A 15,124-nucleotide genomic window follows, 5' to 3' on the forward strand; every position below is an offset into this window, starting at 1 on the left:
TCCCACTTCAGCTTATCCAATTCTACTATTATTTTATAGTTTTAATTTCGTTATCTAATTCTTCTACTAATGCAATTAATCTATCAATTTGAGTTAAATCAACTTTTTCAGGTTCAATATTTTCTAACTCACTTGCAAAATCTTCAAATTTCGTTTTTAATTCTTCTAAAATATTATTAGGCATAACATTCTCCTTTTTTGTTCTCTATTCCATTATAATATAAATTCACAAAAATTCAACTCATATCACAAAAATAATCAATAATTTTAACTATTACTAATCCGCATACATTCAGAAATAAATAATCCATCTTATATTAGGGGCTGACCCAAAAGGCCTAAATTTTAACAAAGTGTATATGGGAACTCATAGACGCAGTGGTTTATTGATATCTAAAATCGCTTTAGAAAAGCTTTTTAGATATCTAATAAACTGTGCGGGGGTGACTCGACAAAATCGATTTCTTCGAAATCACGATTTTTGAGTCACTCCCAAAGAAAAATTACTATATTACGTAAATATTATTAATAGACTTTTAATATATTTTAAGGTACTATTAAATTAGGAGTGTTATATTATGAATTATATTAATTTACAATTATTAAACATTGATATTTCAAGTGTTTTTTACTATATAACTTCTATTTTTAATGATATAAACTTTGATATAGTGTTAACTATATTTTTAATAATAAATACTTTATTAGCATTTTCTATTGTTTTTATAGAGTATCAGACCACTACGTCTTCTTGGGCATGGATATTAGTTCTATTCTTATTTCCATACCTAGGATTTGTTCTTTATTTAATATTTGGAAGACCAATATATAGGGAAAAGATTTTTCCTTTTTCAGATGATGAAAAGATAAAATATCAACAAAATCTATTGAAAAGAGAAACCCCTTATGAAATCTCAAAGAATGAACAAGTAATACACAAACATAGAAATCTAATAGAATTAAATTTTGAAACTGATAAATCATTCTTGTCAAAAAATAATAAAATACAAATTATTACAGATGGAAAAGAAAAATTTAGATTATTATTTGAAGATATAAAAAATGCTAAATGCTATATTCACATTCAATACTATATATTAAAAAAAGATGGTATCGGTAAACAACTCTTCCAACTTTTAGAACAAAAACTTCTAGAAGGTGTAGATGTATATATTCTATATGATGATATTGGTTCGAGAAAGTTAAGTATTTCTTCTTTAAGAAAACTTACTAAAAACAATGCAAAAATAAAACAATTCTTTAAATCAAAACTTCCACTGATTAATTTTCGTATGAATTATAGAAATCATAGAAAAATAGTTACAATAGACGGTAATATTGGTTATACTGGTGGTTTTAACGTTGGGGATGAATATCTAGGATTAGATCCGAAATTCGGTTATTGGCGAGATACACATCTTCGTATCGAAGGAGAAGCTGTAGGTTCTCTAGAATATCGATTCATTGATGACTGGAATTCACAATCAACTAAGAAAACCGAACAACTAGAATTAACTTCTGATCATATTTCAACCCCTGTTGATAATTATTTACCAATTCAATTGGTTTCTAGTGGACCAGATAATAAACTTCAAAAAATCAAATATAGCTACCTATATATGATTTCAAGAGCCAAAAAATACATCTATATTCAATCACCCTACTTCATTCCTGATGAAAGTGTTATGGATGCATTAAAAATGGCAATATTATCCGGAATTGATGTTAGAATTATGGTACCTAATAAACCCGATCATATATTTGTTTATTGGGCAACATACTCATTTATTGGAGAATTAGCTAAGTTAGGGGCAAAGACATATATTTACGAAAATGGATTTATTCATACAAAAATGATTATCATCGATGATGAAGTTTCAAGTTTAGGAAGTGCAAACTTTGATTATAGAAGTTTCAAACTAAACTTCGAACTTAATGCATTTATGTATGATTATAAAACCACAAAGGAATTTAGACATATTTTCTTGAAAGATATAGAAAAGTCTACCCTAATTACTTTTGCTAAGTATCAACAAAGAAGTTTACTAATAAAAATTAAAGAAGCCTTTGCAAGGTTGATTTCACCGATTCTTTAGTTGTTTTATATTAAAAAATATGATATATTAATACATATGTACACATAGGAGGACAAAATTTAATGAAGAAGTTTAAAAAAGCTATTTTACCTATAGCCCTTAGTATATCAGTTATAGGTTTAGCAGGATGCTCTACTGGAGGAACAAAATATATTTCTAGTAAAGCAGGAGATGTAACAGAAAAAGATATCGTAGAAAGTATTGGAGCTAGCCAACTTTCAAAAACAGCTACTAGTATGATGATTCAAAAAGTACTACTAGACAAATATAAAAATAAAATCGATCAAAAAACTATCGATGAGCAACTTCAAAAAGCTCAAGAACAATACGGTGGTAAAGATAAATTTGAACAACTTTTAAAACAACAAGGATTTACTCTTGATAAATATAAAGACGGTCTAAAAGTTAAAGCTGCTCAAACATTATTAATTAATGACTACGCTGGAACTAACGATGACAAACTTAAAGAAAGCTATGAAAAAAATAAACACCAATATCACCTAGCTCACATTCTTGTAAGTGTTAAAAGTGAATCAAATCCAAATGGATTAAGTGATGAAGAAGCTAAGAAAAAAGCAGAAGAAGTACTTAAAAAACTTAAAGATGGTGGAGATTTTGCTACATTAGCAAAAGAAAATTCTAACGATACAGCTAACGCTTCTAACGGAGGAGATTTAGGATGGTCTTCTAAAGAAGATAACTCATTCGTTAAAGAATTCAAAGATGCTGCATACGCATTAAGTAAAGATAAAACATCAGATGTTGTAAAAACTTCATTCGGATATCACATTATTAAAGTATTAGATGAAAAAGACTCATCATTTGATGAATTAAAACCAGCATTAGCTGAAAAAGCAGCTGAAGAAGCTGTTAAGAAAGATAGCACTATCGTAAGTAAAGCTCTTAAAAAATTATTTGAAGAGTACAATGTTAAATCAAGTAACAGTGATGTTGAAGCATACATTAAATCAATGTTAGAAGGAAATACTTCAGCTCAATAATAAAATTCGTAAAGACGACTAATAGCAACTTAGCTTTTAGTCGTCTTTATATAAATATATAAGAGGTTGGGAAAAAATAATTTTCCAACCTCTTATCTTAATTAACTAACATCATCACGTGCACCTAGAATCTCGATAGCATTTTTTATTCGATCTTTCGTAGGTGGATTAATATCATTTAATTCGTAATCTATTCCTAATTCTTTATATTTGAATTTTGCCATATCGTGGTAAGGTAATACTTCTACACGCTCAACTCCATGTAATGTATCAATATATTCACGTAATTTTTTTAAGTAATAATCATCATCTGTCCATTTTGGGACAAGTACGTGTCTTATCCACATTTTAGCACCATGTTCACTTAAAAAATTAGTAAATTGAATAATATTTTTATTTGTACGTTTAGTTAAACGCATATGGTGTTCATCATCAATATGTTTAATATCAACTAAGAATAAATCAGTTAAAGATATTAATTCTAATACTTTTTCATTCATACTTGGAGCATTTACATAGAAACCACCACAAGTATCAACACAAGTGTTTATACCAATTTTTTTCAATTCTCTAAAAAGCTCTAAAATGAAATCAATTTGCAGTAAAGATTCTCCACCACTTACTGTTACTCCTCCACCTTCACTAGCTTCAAAGAAATCACGATATTTTACAATCTCTTTTGTAAGTTGATCTACTGTCATAACTTTAGCATCAGGATTGTGCATTTTCCAAGTATCTGGATTATGGCAGTATTTACATCTTAACATACATCCTTGGAAGAATACTACATATCTTATTCCAGGACCATCTACATTACCGAAAGATTCAACTGAGTGAACATTTGCTGTTAATTCTTTTTTCTCTTCTGCAGAATTCACTTTTACTTTTTCCATTTCCATATGCGATCTCCTCCTTCTGCTATTTATAGTTCAATTATAACGTATTCATTACTATTTTGTAAACACTTTTATAGTTTTATTTATTAATCTAAAAAAGTGGAGGCCGTAGCCTCCACCTTCTTACTTTTTATTCACTTAATTACATGAATTGGTGCATTGTACGGCTTAATACGTCACGTTGTTGTTCTGGAGTTAAACTGATTAGACGTACAGCGTATCCTGATACACGAATTGTGAAGTTTGGATAATCTTCTGGAGATTCAATAACTTTAAGTAATGTTTCTTTATTGAATACGTTAGTATTTAAGTGGTAACCACCTTTTTTGAAGTATCCATCCATCATTGCTGTTAAGTTTTTGATTTGATCTTGTTTAGTTTTACCTAATGAGCTTGGTGTAAATGCAGCAGTTAAGCTGATTCCATCACGGCTGTATTCATATGGTAATTTAGCTACTGAGCTTAAGCAAGCTAGAGCTCCACTTTGGTCACGTCCGTTCATTGGGTTAGCACCTGGAGAGAATGGTTCTCCTGCACGACGTCCATCTGGAGTGTTACCAGTTTTTTTACCGTATACTACGTTAGAAGTAATAGTTAAGATAGATGTTGTAGTTTCATCTGCACGGTAAGTTGGGTGTTTTTTAAGTTTAGTCATGAATGTTTTTAGTAATTCAACAGCGATTTCGTCTGCACGATCATCGTTGTTACCGAATGTTGGGAATTCACCTTCAACTTTGTAGTCTACAGCTAATCCAGTTTCATCTTCGATTGGAGTTACTTTAGCATATTTAATAGCTGATAAACTATCTACTGCTACTGAGAATCCAGCGATACCAGTTGCCATGAATCTTCTAACTTTAGTATCGTGTAATGCCATTTCTAAGCTTTCGTAAGAATATTTATCGTGCATGTAGTGGATTACATTTAATGTATTGATGTAAAGTTTACATAACCAATCCATGAATACATCGAATTTAGCCCAAACTTCATCGTAGTTTAATACACCACGTAGAGGTTCTGTTTTAGGTCCAACTTGGATTCCTAATTTTTCATCGCGTCCACCGTTGATTGTGTATAGTAAAGCTTTAGCTAAGTTAGCACGAGCTCCGAAGAATTGCATATCTTTACCAGTAGTCATACCACTTACACAACATGCGATAGATTTGTCACAAGTTCCTAAGAAGTCTGCTAATAATTCATCACTTTCATATTGGATAGCACTGTGGTTGATTGAAGATTCAGAGCAGAATTCTTTGAATCCAGTTGGTAATTTAGAAGACCAAAGGATAGTTAAGTTTGGTTCTGGAGAGTTACCCATGTTATCTAATGTGTGGATGAAACGGAAGTCAGTTTTAGTTACTAATGATTTTTCAGCGTCTAACATTTCACCTACGATTAATGTAGCCCAGATTGGGTCACCAGAGAATAATTGGTTATATTCTGGAGTACGAGCGAATTTAACGCAACGTAATTTTAATACTAAGTGGTCAATTAATTCTTGAGCTTGAGATTCGTTAATTGTTCCATCTTGTAAATCTCTTTCAATATAAATATCTAAGAATGTAGCGATGTTACCGATTGACATTGCAGCACCATTTTGTTGTTTGATAGCTGCTAAGTAACCGAAGTACAACCATTGAACTGCTTCTTTAGCATTTGTAGCTGGTTCAGAAATGTCAAATCCGTAGATTTTAGCTAATTCTTTTAATTCACCTAAAGCACGAATTTGTTCGTTAACTTCTTCACGGTCACGAATAACGTGTTCAGTCATAACACCGTCAGCTCCGATTTGAGCTAAGTCTTCTTTTTTCCAAGCGATAAGTTGGTCAACACCATATAAAGCTACACGACGGTAGTCCCCGATAATACGACCACGTCCGTATGCATCTGGAAGACCAGTGATTACACCAGATTTTCTTACTAAACGCATTTCTGGAGTATATGCATCGAATACACCTTGGTTGTGAGTTTTACGGTAGTCAGTGAAGATTTTAATAACTTCTTCGTCTACTTCGTATCCGTATGCTTTACAGCTGTTAACAGCCATGTTAATACCACCGAATGTCATTAACGCACGTTTAAGTGGTTTATCAGTTTGTAACCCAACAACTTGTTCTAAATCTTTTTCAATGTATCCAGGTCCGTGAGAAAGGATAGTTGAAGGAATGCTAGTATCCATATCTAATGTTCCACCAGCTAAACGTTCTTGACGCATTAAATCATTGAATTTTTCTACTAATTTAGTAGTTGCTTCTGTTGGTCCTGCAAGGAAAGATGCATCTCCTCTATATTCAGTATAGTTAGATTTAATGAAATCTACTAAATCTACCTCTGTTTGCCATTTACCACCAACGAATGCTTTTTTTTCTGCAACTGTTGTCATATTAATGTCACTCCTTAAAATTTTTTATTATATATGTGATAAATAAATTTATTAATTAAACTATTTGTTACACCCTTAGTGTACCGCATACATATTACTAAGACAATATTTTTTTTATTCAAATTGTGTACAATCTGTGAACTCCAGTATTAATACAGCAATTATAAATTCTGAATTATCTACCAAATTAATAGTAAAATATTGATGTGATTCTTTGTAAATCTAATTGTAAAAACAATGAAAACGTTAACTTTAAGCATTTATTTTTTTATGGATATTTTATATCTATAAGAAATCTGTTATTATACTGTAACTATTTATATCAAATTAATTCGGTAGACATATATTAAAAATATCTTATTTTTTTACAAAAAACAAGAAGTAAACGATATCATTTATCATTCACTTCTTTAATTTGCTATTTTTCAAATAATTTTAATAGATTTTTATAACCTTCTTTTTCTAAATCTTCCTTCTTAATAAACCTTATAGAAGCACTGTTTATACAATATCTAAGCCCTCCTAATTCACTTGGACCATCTGGAAATACGTGTCCTAAATGAGCATCTCCCACTCTACTTCTAACTTCAATTCTTTCGACAAGATGTGAGTTATCTTTATAATATCTAGTAACTTCTTTTTCAATTGGTTTTGAGAAACTTGGCCAACCGCAGTGCGACTTAAATTTATCTTTTGAAGAAAATAATGGTTCACCCGTTGTTATATCTACATATACACCTTCTTCAAAACTATCCCAATATTGCCCAGTATACGGACTCTCAGTTGCACTTTCCATAGTAACTGCATATTCTAAATCAGATAATTCTTTTTTTAATTCATCTTTAGATTTTCTTTCAAATTCTTCTGGATTAATTTTAATTTCTCCACTCATTTTATTTCTCTCCTTCATTACTAATGTATTGTTTTAAATCTTCTATTATATTCTTACCATCTTTTAACCCTAAGTTATAGACACGTTTTAATTTTTGTGTATCTTTCTCTAATCTTTTTACAGTAATATCCTCACTTGGTCGTATAACAAATACTTTCCCTTGTTTTTCTAATTCTAATATTCGTTCAACCGTTTCATTATAGTCTTTATATCGATTCTCCAACTTTTCAATTAGATGCGGATATTTCTTATAAAATAACTTAAATTGTAGACTTGTTGATTTTTTCTTTCTATATGTAATTGGTCTTGTTAGTATTACAATTATTTTATCAAAGTTTTGTTTTTCAAAGAAGTCTATCGGTATACTATTAGCTATTCCACCATCTAAATACTTTTTATCATCTATCTCAATTATTTCCGAAATAAACGGAAGAGCAGAAGTTGCTCTTAACGTCTCCATTTGTTTGTAAGGATCTGTTATTTTTATAAATTCCGCTTCTCCATTTTCTATATTAGTTACCGTAGCATAGAAATTTGTCTTAGAATTTTTAAATGTTTTGTTATCAAAAACATCAAGTTGAAATGGAACTTTATAGTACGTAAAGTCTTTATTTATTAAATTACCTGTTCTTATCCAACTTTTTAAACTCATATATCTTTTATCATTAATATAATTAACATTGTATCGTAGTGCCCTTTTAGGTTGTTTAGAAACATAATTTACTCCGAACAGTGTTCCTGCAGAAACTCCAACAATATCAGTAACTTCTATATCATTTTCTAAGAACACATCAAGGACACCTGCTGTAAATAATCCTCTCATAGCTCCACCTTCTAATACTAAACCTACTTTCATTCAATCACACTCCTTTTTAAATTGATACTATTATATCATCTTTTTTTCATTAGTTTAAATAAATTTACTCGGGTACTAAGTTATGTTACTATTTTAAATGAGAAAAATAATTCAATTCGAGGTACATATGAACATACTACTAATCGGTGGCAATGGCTTTGTTGGAAATGCATTAATTAAAGAATTTAAAAAATACAATGTAAAAGTTAGCTATTTATCTAGATCTCAAAACTACTCTATCTCTAAAGATGAAGCAACTTGGATACATGGAGATATTTTTGATATCGAAAATATAATAACCAACGAAAAATACGATATCGCCATTCATTTAATTGGAACAATTAAAAATAAAAAGCTATATTCAAAACTAAATACAGAGAGTGTAGCACAGACAATTAAACTATGCCAAAAACAAAATATCAATAAACTTGTATATTTTTCTGCAAATGGTGGCTTTAAACAATATATAGAAAGTAAACGCAACGGAGAAAAATTAGTAGTAGATTCAAAACTAGATTATCTAATAGTACGCCCAGGTCTTATGTATGGTAAAGAAAGACTTACCTCTTATTTCAATATATTACCTATTAAATTTTTTTCAAAATTAGGGATACCATTTTTCAAAAATGTTTATCCTCTTCCAGTTGAAAAAATAGCAAGAGAAGTAGTAAAAGGAATTTTCGACAATACTGATTCACCTATTATTGAAATAAATGATATGAAATAACTATATACGTCGACTTAAAGGGAGTGACTCAAAAATCGTGATTTCGAAGAAATGATGTGTACCCAAAATTCTGGACACATATATATTTAGTTTAGACAAGTGGATGTTATCCTGTATTGTACAGGAGGCATCCATTTTGTTTTTGATTGAATTCTCTTGTTGTTGTAATAATTTATATATTCAGATACAGCTTTACTAAACTCTTCAAATGACATATAAACCTTTTCATAACCATAATATATCTCCGTCTTCATTCTTCCAAAAAGTGATTCCATGATACTATTATCATAACAATTTCCCTTTCTAGACATCGATTGAATGATTCCATGTTTTTTTAACTCACTTCTATAGTGTGAATGTTGATACTGCCACCCTTGATCAGAATGCATAATTAATCCTTCTGTATTTGGAAATTTATTAAATGCTTGTTCTAACATCCTTTTTATCTGATCTAAATTTGGATGTAAAGATAAATCATATGATATTATTTCATTTGTATGCATATCTAGAATCGCTGAAAAATAGCACTTTCCCCATAAAAAATTGAATTGTGATACATCTGTAGTCCATTTCTGTAAAGGAGCAGTCGTACTAAAATCTCGATTTATTATATTATTAGCGACTTTTCCTACTGTTCCCTTATATGAATGGTATCTTTCTTTAGGAGTTTTCCCTTTCAATCCTTCTTTATGCATAAGACTTTGTACTCATTTATGATTTACTTTAAAACCTCTATTAATTAGTTCATTGTGAACTCTACGGACACCATATAGTCCTTTATTTTCGGTAAAAATAATTTTAATTTCTTTTAACACTGGTTCATTACGAATAGCCTCAACACCTACTTCTTCCTTATTTACTAAATAATAATACGTTGATTTTGCCATTCCTATTTCTTGTAAAAGGCATTTTAATTGATATCCTTTTTTTCTAAGTTCTTTGATGATTGCTGCTTTTTCGCCTTGAGTTGCGCAGCCCATTTTTCTCGCCTCAAGGCTATTAATTTTTTTATTATTTCTTTTTCCGCTTTAATATTTTCGATTTCCGTTTTTATAAATTTATTTTCTGCACGTAATCTAATTAATTCTTCTCTTTCTGATTCTTTTAATGGTTTAGGACTACTGTTTTCTTTCATGATAGGTACCTTTCTTGGTCTTTCTTTCTTCTCATCTACAAGTCCATTATAACCTTTTTCCTTATATTTTTGAACCCATTTATACAGTGTCCTATAGTTAATTCCATTGTCTAGTGCAACGGAATTATATGAATAACCAGCTAAAATTTTAGAAACTAATACTAGTTTTTCTTCTGAATTCCACTTCTTATTTTTTGTTTTATGTCGCAAGACACCTACTCCTAACGAATCAACCATTCTTTTCCATTTTCTAATAGTATCTTTAAATTTTCTAGTAGTTATTCCATTCGGTGTTTCTGGATATTCCCCTCTTTCATACATCTCAACACATTTTACTTTAAATTCAAAACTATAACGCATAAAAATACCCCTTTCACTGGTTTGTCCAGTAAAAGGGGTACATATCAAAATCGATTTTGTCGAGTCACCCCCGCACAGTTTATTAGATATCTAAAAAGCTTTTATAAAGCGAATTTAGATATCAATGAACCACTGCGTCTATGAGTTTTCATATACACTTTTTAAAATTTAGGGCTTTTAGGTTCGTCCCTTAAGTCTTTTTTATGACATTTGTCATATTACTTCATGACATTACCTACTAAAAGGTAACTTCCTACTTTGATATAATTTAATTATCAAAAATGAGGTGAACAAAATGTCATTAAATAATATTATAGAAGTAAAAAACATAACAAAAACAATTAAAGGAAAAAATATCTTGGATGATATTTCTTTTAATGTAAACTCTGGTGAATGCATTGCTTTAATTGGGCCTAACGGAGCTGGTAAAACTACTCTAATGAATTGTCTATTAGGAAATAAATTTATCAATTCAGGCTCAATAAAAATTAATTCTCTAAATCCAGGAAACCAGAAACTAAAAGAATTTCTTAACATACTTCCTCAGGAAAATGTCGTTCCTGAAAAACTAAAAGTGAAAGAATTACTTAGTTTTATTCAAAAACTATATAAAAATCCATTAACAAATGAAGAAATCGATGTACTACTAAGATTTGATGATTCTCAAAAAGAGAACTTTGCTTCTAAATTATCAGGAGGACAAAAAAGATTATTATCTTTTATTATTACATTAATAGGACGACCTAAATTAATTTTCTTAGATGAACCAACAGCTGGAATGGATACATCAACACGTATTAGATTTTGGGAAATTGTAAATAACTTAAAAAATAAAGGTCTAACTATTATTTATTCTTCTCATTACATCGAAGAAGTAGAACATACCGCAGATAGAATCTTAGTTCTAAATAAGGGAAAACTTATTCGCGATACTACTCCACATGCTATGCGTGCTGAAGAAATTGAAAAATACTTCACACTACCTATAAAATATCTAGATTTATTGAAAGATAGTGATATTATAAATAATTTAGAAATTAAAACAGATAATATTAATTTCTTAACAAAGAAACCAGATGAAATATGGAACATATTACACCAAGCTGGTTGTACATTTAAAGAAATTGAAATTCAAAATAGAACTTTATTAGATAGTATTTTTGTAACAACTAAAGACAATGGAGGAGAGAAATAATGAAAAATCTTGCTAACTTATTAAACATAGAATTTATATTCATAAAAAGAAACTTAACTAATTTTATTATGGGATTAGGTTTTCCAGTTATCTTCTTTATACTATTTTCTGGAATGCAGCAATTCGATGATCCTGAAACAAAGATACGCGTTGTAAAAGATATGCTTATTTCAATGACCGCATTCAGCAGTATAAGCTTCGCTTTATTTTCTCTCCCTATTTCAATAAAAGAAGACGAGAAAAACAACTATCTACATATATTAAATAATTCTCCTATAAAAATATCTGAATACTACCTTGCTCGTTTTATTCGTCTAATAATTACGTTTATTATATCAATAGTTGTTGTATTTGCTGTTGGGCATATCTTTAGAGGCGTTAATATGACAGCTCGTGAATGGTTTATGTCAGCTGTTCTAATGCTTATTGGAAGTATTACATTTTTAGGTATGGGATTACTTCTAAGTCTTATTAAATCAGAAGAAAAACTTTCGTTACTTGCTAATATATTATACCTAGGACTTGCTATGCTAGGAGGCCTTTGGTGGCCTACTTACCTTTTCCCAGAATGGTTACAAAATATATCTAAACTGACACCAACCTACTATCTTTTAGATTTCGTTAATAAATATATTAAAGAAGATATTTTCTCTTATAGAGCTCTAGCTATACTTCTAGCATATTCGGTTGTATGTATAATTGCTACATTGGTAATAAAAAACAGAAGAGAATCAAAATAATAATAATATAAGAGTGCGGATAAATTATTCACACTCTTATATTATTGTGGTATTATTAAAGAATAAGGAGATTGAAATGTATAAAAAATTACTAAATTTATTAAAGGGGAATTATGGTTTTTATTTATCATTGGTATTTTTCATATTCCCACTTGCATATGTTATCGATGGAACTTATCCTAAATATATATTGCTTTTAACTTTTCTCGCACTTTCTTCATATATAGGAATACTATATACAAAAAATAAAATTCTTATTTTTACAGAATGGTTTTATTTAATTGCTTATATCAGTTACATGACCATTATTTTATATCCGATGAATATTCTATTTAGTTTTTATCTAAGTAATCTACTCGTTTGGCATTTTCATGATAAGTATTTTACATACAGAACGATTAGCTTTTTTATAACTATAAATTGTCTAACACTATATATAATCTCTAATCCCAAAATGAATATTGGAGATAGAATTATCCTATTTATTTTTTCTTCTATGTGTATAATAACTTATTTTTTCCAAAAATATGGTTATGAAAGAAATAAATTAAAAAATGAACGTATAAAACACAATGAACATATTAATCTACTTCTTGCTGAAAATGAGCGTAATAGAATTGGTCAAGATCTTCATGATAGTATCGGACATACTTTTGTAATGTTAAAGTTAAAAGCAGAGCTGGCTGAAAAATATTTAGATAAAAATAATATTGAAGCTGCAAAAAAAGAACTTCAAGAAATTAGTGAAATCAGCAGTACTTCAATGACAGAAACACGTTCTATTATTAATAAATTAAAGCATAGAAGTATTACTGAAGAATTAAAAGTTATTACAGATATTATGACCATGGCTGATATTTCATTAGATATTAAGAATAATATGACTACACTTCCATCTGAATTAGTTGAATGGACTATTACAATGGTACTAAAAGAATTAACGAATAATGTTATTAAACATAGTAAGGCTAATAAATGTAATATTAATATCAATGAATCTAGTAATAACTATACTATTATTGTCTCTGATAATGGTCGTGGTTTTGAAAATATTGACGGAAAGGAACTATCTTCTATAAGAGATAGAATTAAACTAGTTAATGGAGTAATAGATATAACATCAAAAAAATTCCCTACAACTATCAAAGTAACAATCAATAAATAAAAACAGGAGGACAATATGAAATTACTTATTGCTGAAGATCAAAGTATGTTACGAGATGCAATGGCAACATTATTATCAATGGAAGATAGTGTTGAAAGTGTACTTCAAGCTAAAGATGGAAAAGAAGCTATAAATTTAATTTCTACTAATGATATAGATGTAGCTATACTTGATGTAGAAATGCCTGAAGCAACAGGACTAGACGTACTAGAGTACATTCGTAGTAATAATATACATTGTAAAGTTGTTATTGTGACAACTTTTAAACGTATGGGATATTTTGAACGCGCCATAAAAAATAACGTAGATGCCTATGTACTAAAAGATCGCTCAATAGATGAACTTATGAAAACAATTAACAACGTCTTAGGAGGTAACAAAGAATATTCACCAGAACTTATGGAAAACATTTTTACTAATCATAATCCCCTATCAAATCAAGAAAAAATTATTCTTTTAAAAATTAAAGAAGGATTATCGAACAAAGAAATTGCTAATGAACTGTTTTTATCCGAAGGAACTATTAGAAACTATATCTCTAACATCCTAACAAAATTAAACTGCAAAAACAGAACAGAAGCTGTAAAAAAATCTACTGAGGAAGGATGGCTTTAGATGACAAGAAAACTCGCTATAAGATTATCATTACTTTCGTCAATTATATACATAGCACTAACAATACTATACTTTACAAGTGTAATATCAAAATTTAATCATTCTGATAGCCCTAGCGCAGGCGCTGGTTTAGGAATGCTACTTGCGTTCCTAATACCACACTACTTTATGCTTTTAATAGCTGTTATTTTTAATATTGTTATTTCATTAATAAAATTCACAAAAAATTATTTAATAATTATAAATATTATATTGTATATCATCGCTGGCGCATTAGGGTTTATTTTAGGATTTATTTTAATTATTTCTATCATTTTCCAAATAATATTCTTGATAATTGCATATAATAAATAAAACAGGAACAACTTTAAATCAAAATTTTTACAAAGTGATTTTTAGTTGTTCCTTTTATTTTATTTTACTAAAGAATAGCTTATGTCTATTAATTCTTTTATTGTTTCTAATTTGATATTTTTATCTAAAACTATGCTAATCCAATGCTTCTTATTCATATGATATGCTGGAAAAATATTTTTATTGTCTATAATATCTAAGATCTTATCCGTAGAATATTTTAGATTTAAAACTTTCACCTTAGTTGTAATATCAGTATTTTTATTTAATTTATTATATTTAACCTCTAGAATCAAGGCATACCATTTATTTTTTTCATTTACAAATGCCAATATGTCTGGATGTTTTTTAAAAGGATTAACATGATTTCCACCATATTTATAACAATAATCGATAACTTCTGAACCTATTTTCCCAGATTCATCAGCTAACCCTAATATAAACCTTAGTAGATTCTCTACATGTTCTCTAATATTTTGAACAGTTTCTCCTACAGCACTATCTACGCTATACAATGAGTAAACCTCATCGAATTCTAAATCATAAACTCCTACTAAAAGTTGACTGTCAACAAATACTATTTCTATTAAAAAGCTCATATCTAAAATTTCTTGTCGATATATTAGTTTTTCCGCTTCTTCCTTAAATCCAAAACCTTTTAGCTGTTCCTTAGAAAAGTTATATTTTTCTACATCTATAATCTTCATAT

General features: G+C 29.1%; 17 protein-coding genes. 8 read left to right on the top strand and 9 right to left on the bottom strand.

From position 1 onward, the window contains the following. Positions 1–28 precede the first annotated feature (28 nt). A complete protein-coding gene (locus FOC48_RS05320) occupies positions 29–184 on the bottom strand; it encodes an SE1561 family protein (RefSeq protein ID WP_003144715.1) in 156 nt (51 codons plus the stop codon). Between the two features lie 394 nt (positions 185–578). Here FOC48_RS05320 and cls point away from each other — a divergent pair, with 394 nt between their 5' ends. Both cls and FOC48_RS05330 read left to right on the top strand, forming a co-directional pair. Beyond that, the gene (gene cls / locus FOC48_RS05325; protein WP_003146949.1) at positions 579–2,096 is read left to right on the top strand and encodes a cardiolipin synthase; all 1,518 of its coding nucleotides are present in this window, start codon (positions 579–581) and stop codon (positions 2,094–2,096) included. 62 nt (positions 2,097–2,158) lie between these two features. Next, positions 2,159–3,097, top strand: a complete 939-nt coding sequence (locus tag FOC48_RS05330) for a foldase protein PrsA (protein ID WP_003146951.1) — start codon at positions 2,159–2,161, stop codon at positions 3,095–3,097. 101 nt (positions 3,098–3,198) lie between these two features. Here the strand turns inward: FOC48_RS05330 and pflA are convergent, their stop codons facing one another. The 4 genes from pflA to FOC48_RS05350 form a co-directional block, all read right to left on the bottom strand. Further along, the gene (gene pflA / locus FOC48_RS05335; protein WP_003146952.1) at positions 3,199–3,996 is read right to left on the bottom strand and encodes a pyruvate formate-lyase-activating protein; all 798 of its coding nucleotides are present in this window, start codon (positions 3,994–3,996) and stop codon (positions 3,199–3,201) included. Between the two features lie 139 nt (positions 3,997–4,135). Further along, on the bottom strand, positions 4,136–6,376 hold the full coding sequence (gene pflB, locus FOC48_RS05340) for a formate C-acetyltransferase (protein WP_003146953.1): 2,241 nt from the start codon (positions 6,374–6,376) through the stop codon (positions 4,136–4,138). Positions 6,377–6,794: 418 nt separating this feature from the next. Further along, positions 6,795–7,268: a peptide-methionine (R)-S-oxide reductase MsrB gene (gene msrB / locus FOC48_RS05345; RefSeq protein WP_003146954.1), complete on the bottom strand. Its 474-nt coding sequence runs from the start codon at positions 7,266–7,268 to the stop codon at positions 6,795–6,797. Position 7,269: 1 nt separating this feature from the next. After that, positions 7,270–8,124 (bottom strand): patatin-like phospholipase family protein, encoded by an 855-nt coding sequence (locus tag FOC48_RS05350; RefSeq protein ID WP_003146955.1) that lies wholly within the window; start codon positions 8,122–8,124, stop codon positions 7,270–7,272. Between the two features lie 127 nt (positions 8,125–8,251). Here FOC48_RS05350 and FOC48_RS05355 point away from each other — a divergent pair, with 127 nt between their 5' ends. Then, positions 8,252–8,851 carry an NAD-dependent epimerase/dehydratase family protein gene (locus tag FOC48_RS05355; RefSeq protein WP_003146956.1) on the top strand — a complete coding sequence of 200 codons (600 nt, stop codon included), beginning with the start codon at positions 8,252–8,254 and terminating at the stop codon, positions 8,849–8,851. 86 nt (positions 8,852–8,937) lie between these two features. Here the strand turns inward: FOC48_RS05355 and FOC48_RS05360 are convergent, their stop codons facing one another. From FOC48_RS05360 to FOC48_RS05370, 3 genes are read right to left on the bottom strand one after another with little or no spacing between them, the layout of a single operon-like run. After that, entirely contained in the window at positions 8,938–9,546 is a 609-nt protein-coding gene (locus FOC48_RS05360) for an IS3 family transposase (RefSeq protein WP_172497880.1), read from the bottom strand. Positions 9,547–9,558: 12 nt separating this feature from the next. Then, the gene (locus tag FOC48_RS05365) at positions 9,559–9,831 is read right to left on the bottom strand and encodes an IS3 family transposase (protein WP_172497882.1); all 273 of its coding nucleotides are present in this window, start codon (positions 9,829–9,831) and stop codon (positions 9,559–9,561) included. After that, positions 9,762–10,346, bottom strand: coding sequence for a transposase (locus tag FOC48_RS05370; RefSeq protein ID WP_003148109.1), 585 nt, complete (start codon positions 10,344–10,346; stop codon positions 9,762–9,764). Before FOC48_RS05370 ends, FOC48_RS05365 begins: the two co-directional genes overlap by 70 nt. 295 nt (positions 10,347–10,641) lie before the next feature. Between FOC48_RS05370 and FOC48_RS05375 the strand changes: the two genes are divergently transcribed. From FOC48_RS05375 to FOC48_RS05395, 5 genes are all read left to right on the top strand, one after another. Then, positions 10,642–11,541, top strand: coding sequence for an ABC transporter ATP-binding protein (locus FOC48_RS05375; RefSeq protein ID WP_003146959.1), 900 nt, complete (start codon positions 10,642–10,644; stop codon positions 11,539–11,541). Beyond that, on the top strand, positions 11,541–12,281 hold the full coding sequence (locus FOC48_RS05380) for an ABC transporter permease (protein WP_003146961.1): 741 nt from the start codon (positions 11,541–11,543) through the stop codon (positions 12,279–12,281). The genes FOC48_RS05375 and FOC48_RS05380 overlap by 1 nt, the downstream gene beginning before the upstream one ends. A 454-nt stretch (positions 12,282–12,735) precedes the next feature. Further along, a complete protein-coding gene (locus tag FOC48_RS05385; protein ID WP_254263168.1) occupies positions 12,736–13,446 on the top strand; it encodes a sensor histidine kinase in 711 nt (236 codons plus the stop codon). A 15-nt stretch (positions 13,447–13,461) separates the two neighbouring features. After that, positions 13,462–14,061: a response regulator transcription factor gene (locus tag FOC48_RS05390; protein WP_003146963.1), complete on the top strand. Its 600-nt coding sequence runs from the start codon at positions 13,462–13,464 to the stop codon at positions 14,059–14,061. Further along, positions 14,062–14,415 (top strand): hypothetical protein, encoded by a 354-nt coding sequence (locus tag FOC48_RS05395; protein WP_003146964.1) that lies wholly within the window; start codon positions 14,062–14,064, stop codon positions 14,413–14,415. A gap of 59 nt (positions 14,416–14,474) precedes the next feature. Here the strand turns inward: FOC48_RS05395 and FOC48_RS05400 are convergent, their stop codons facing one another. Next, on the bottom strand, positions 14,475–15,122 hold the full coding sequence (locus FOC48_RS05400; RefSeq protein ID WP_003146965.1) for an MmcQ/YjbR family DNA-binding protein: 648 nt from the start codon (positions 15,120–15,122) through the stop codon (positions 14,475–14,477). Positions 15,123–15,124: the final 2 nt, after the last annotated feature.

The sequence above is a fragment of the Gemella haemolysans genome (assembly GCF_012273215.1).
GTDB classification, from domain to species: Bacteria; Bacillota; Bacilli; order Staphylococcales; family Gemellaceae; genus Gemella; species Gemella haemolysans_A.

Bases quoted from the DNA above. Each gene is read 5' to 3' on its own strand.
- FOC48_RS05320 (WP_003144715.1), bottom strand. From the start codon at position 184: ATGCCTAATAATATTTTAGAAGAATTAAAAACGAAATTTGAAGATTTT.
- cls (WP_003146949.1), top strand. From the start codon at position 579: ATGAATTATATTAATTTACAATTATTAAACATTGATATTTCAAGTGTT.
- FOC48_RS05330 (WP_003146951.1), top strand. From the start codon at position 2,159: ATGAAGAAGTTTAAAAAAGCTATTTTACCTATAGCCCTTAGTATATCA.
- pflA (WP_003146952.1), bottom strand. From the start codon at position 3,996: ATGGAAATGGAAAAAGTAAAAGTGAATTCTGCAGAAGAGAAAAAAGAA.
- pflB (WP_003146953.1), bottom strand. From the start codon at position 6,376: ATGACAACAGTTGCAGAAAAAAAAGCATTCGTTGGTGGTAAATGGCAA.
- msrB (WP_003146954.1), bottom strand. From the start codon at position 7,268: ATGAGTGGAGAAATTAAAATTAATCCAGAAGAATTTGAAAGAAAATCT.
- FOC48_RS05350 (WP_003146955.1), bottom strand. From the start codon at position 8,124: ATGAAAGTAGGTTTAGTATTAGAAGGTGGAGCTATGAGAGGATTATTT.
- FOC48_RS05355 (WP_003146956.1), top strand. From the start codon at position 8,252: ATGAACATACTACTAATCGGTGGCAATGGCTTTGTTGGAAATGCATTA.
- FOC48_RS05360 (WP_172497880.1), bottom strand. From the start codon at position 9,546: ATGCATAAAGAAGGATTGAAAGGGAAAACTCCTAAAGAAAGATACCAT.
- FOC48_RS05365 (WP_172497882.1), bottom strand. From the start codon at position 9,831: ATGGGCTGCGCAACTCAAGGCGAAAAAGCAGCAATCATCAAAGAACTT.
- FOC48_RS05370 (WP_003148109.1), bottom strand. From the start codon at position 10,346: ATGCGTTATAGTTTTGAATTTAAAGTAAAATGTGTTGAGATGTATGAA.
- FOC48_RS05375 (WP_003146959.1), top strand. From the start codon at position 10,642: ATGTCATTAAATAATATTATAGAAGTAAAAAACATAACAAAAACAATT.
- FOC48_RS05380 (WP_003146961.1), top strand. From the start codon at position 11,541: ATGAAAAATCTTGCTAACTTATTAAACATAGAATTTATATTCATAAAA.
- FOC48_RS05385 (WP_254263168.1), top strand. From the start codon at position 12,736: ATGAATATTGGAGATAGAATTATCCTATTTATTTTTTCTTCTATGTGT.
- FOC48_RS05390 (WP_003146963.1), top strand. From the start codon at position 13,462: ATGAAATTACTTATTGCTGAAGATCAAAGTATGTTACGAGATGCAATG.
- FOC48_RS05395 (WP_003146964.1), top strand. From the start codon at position 14,062: ATGACAAGAAAACTCGCTATAAGATTATCATTACTTTCGTCAATTATA.
- FOC48_RS05400 (WP_003146965.1), bottom strand. From the start codon at position 15,122: ATGAAGATTATAGATGTAGAAAAATATAACTTTTCTAAGGAACAGCTA.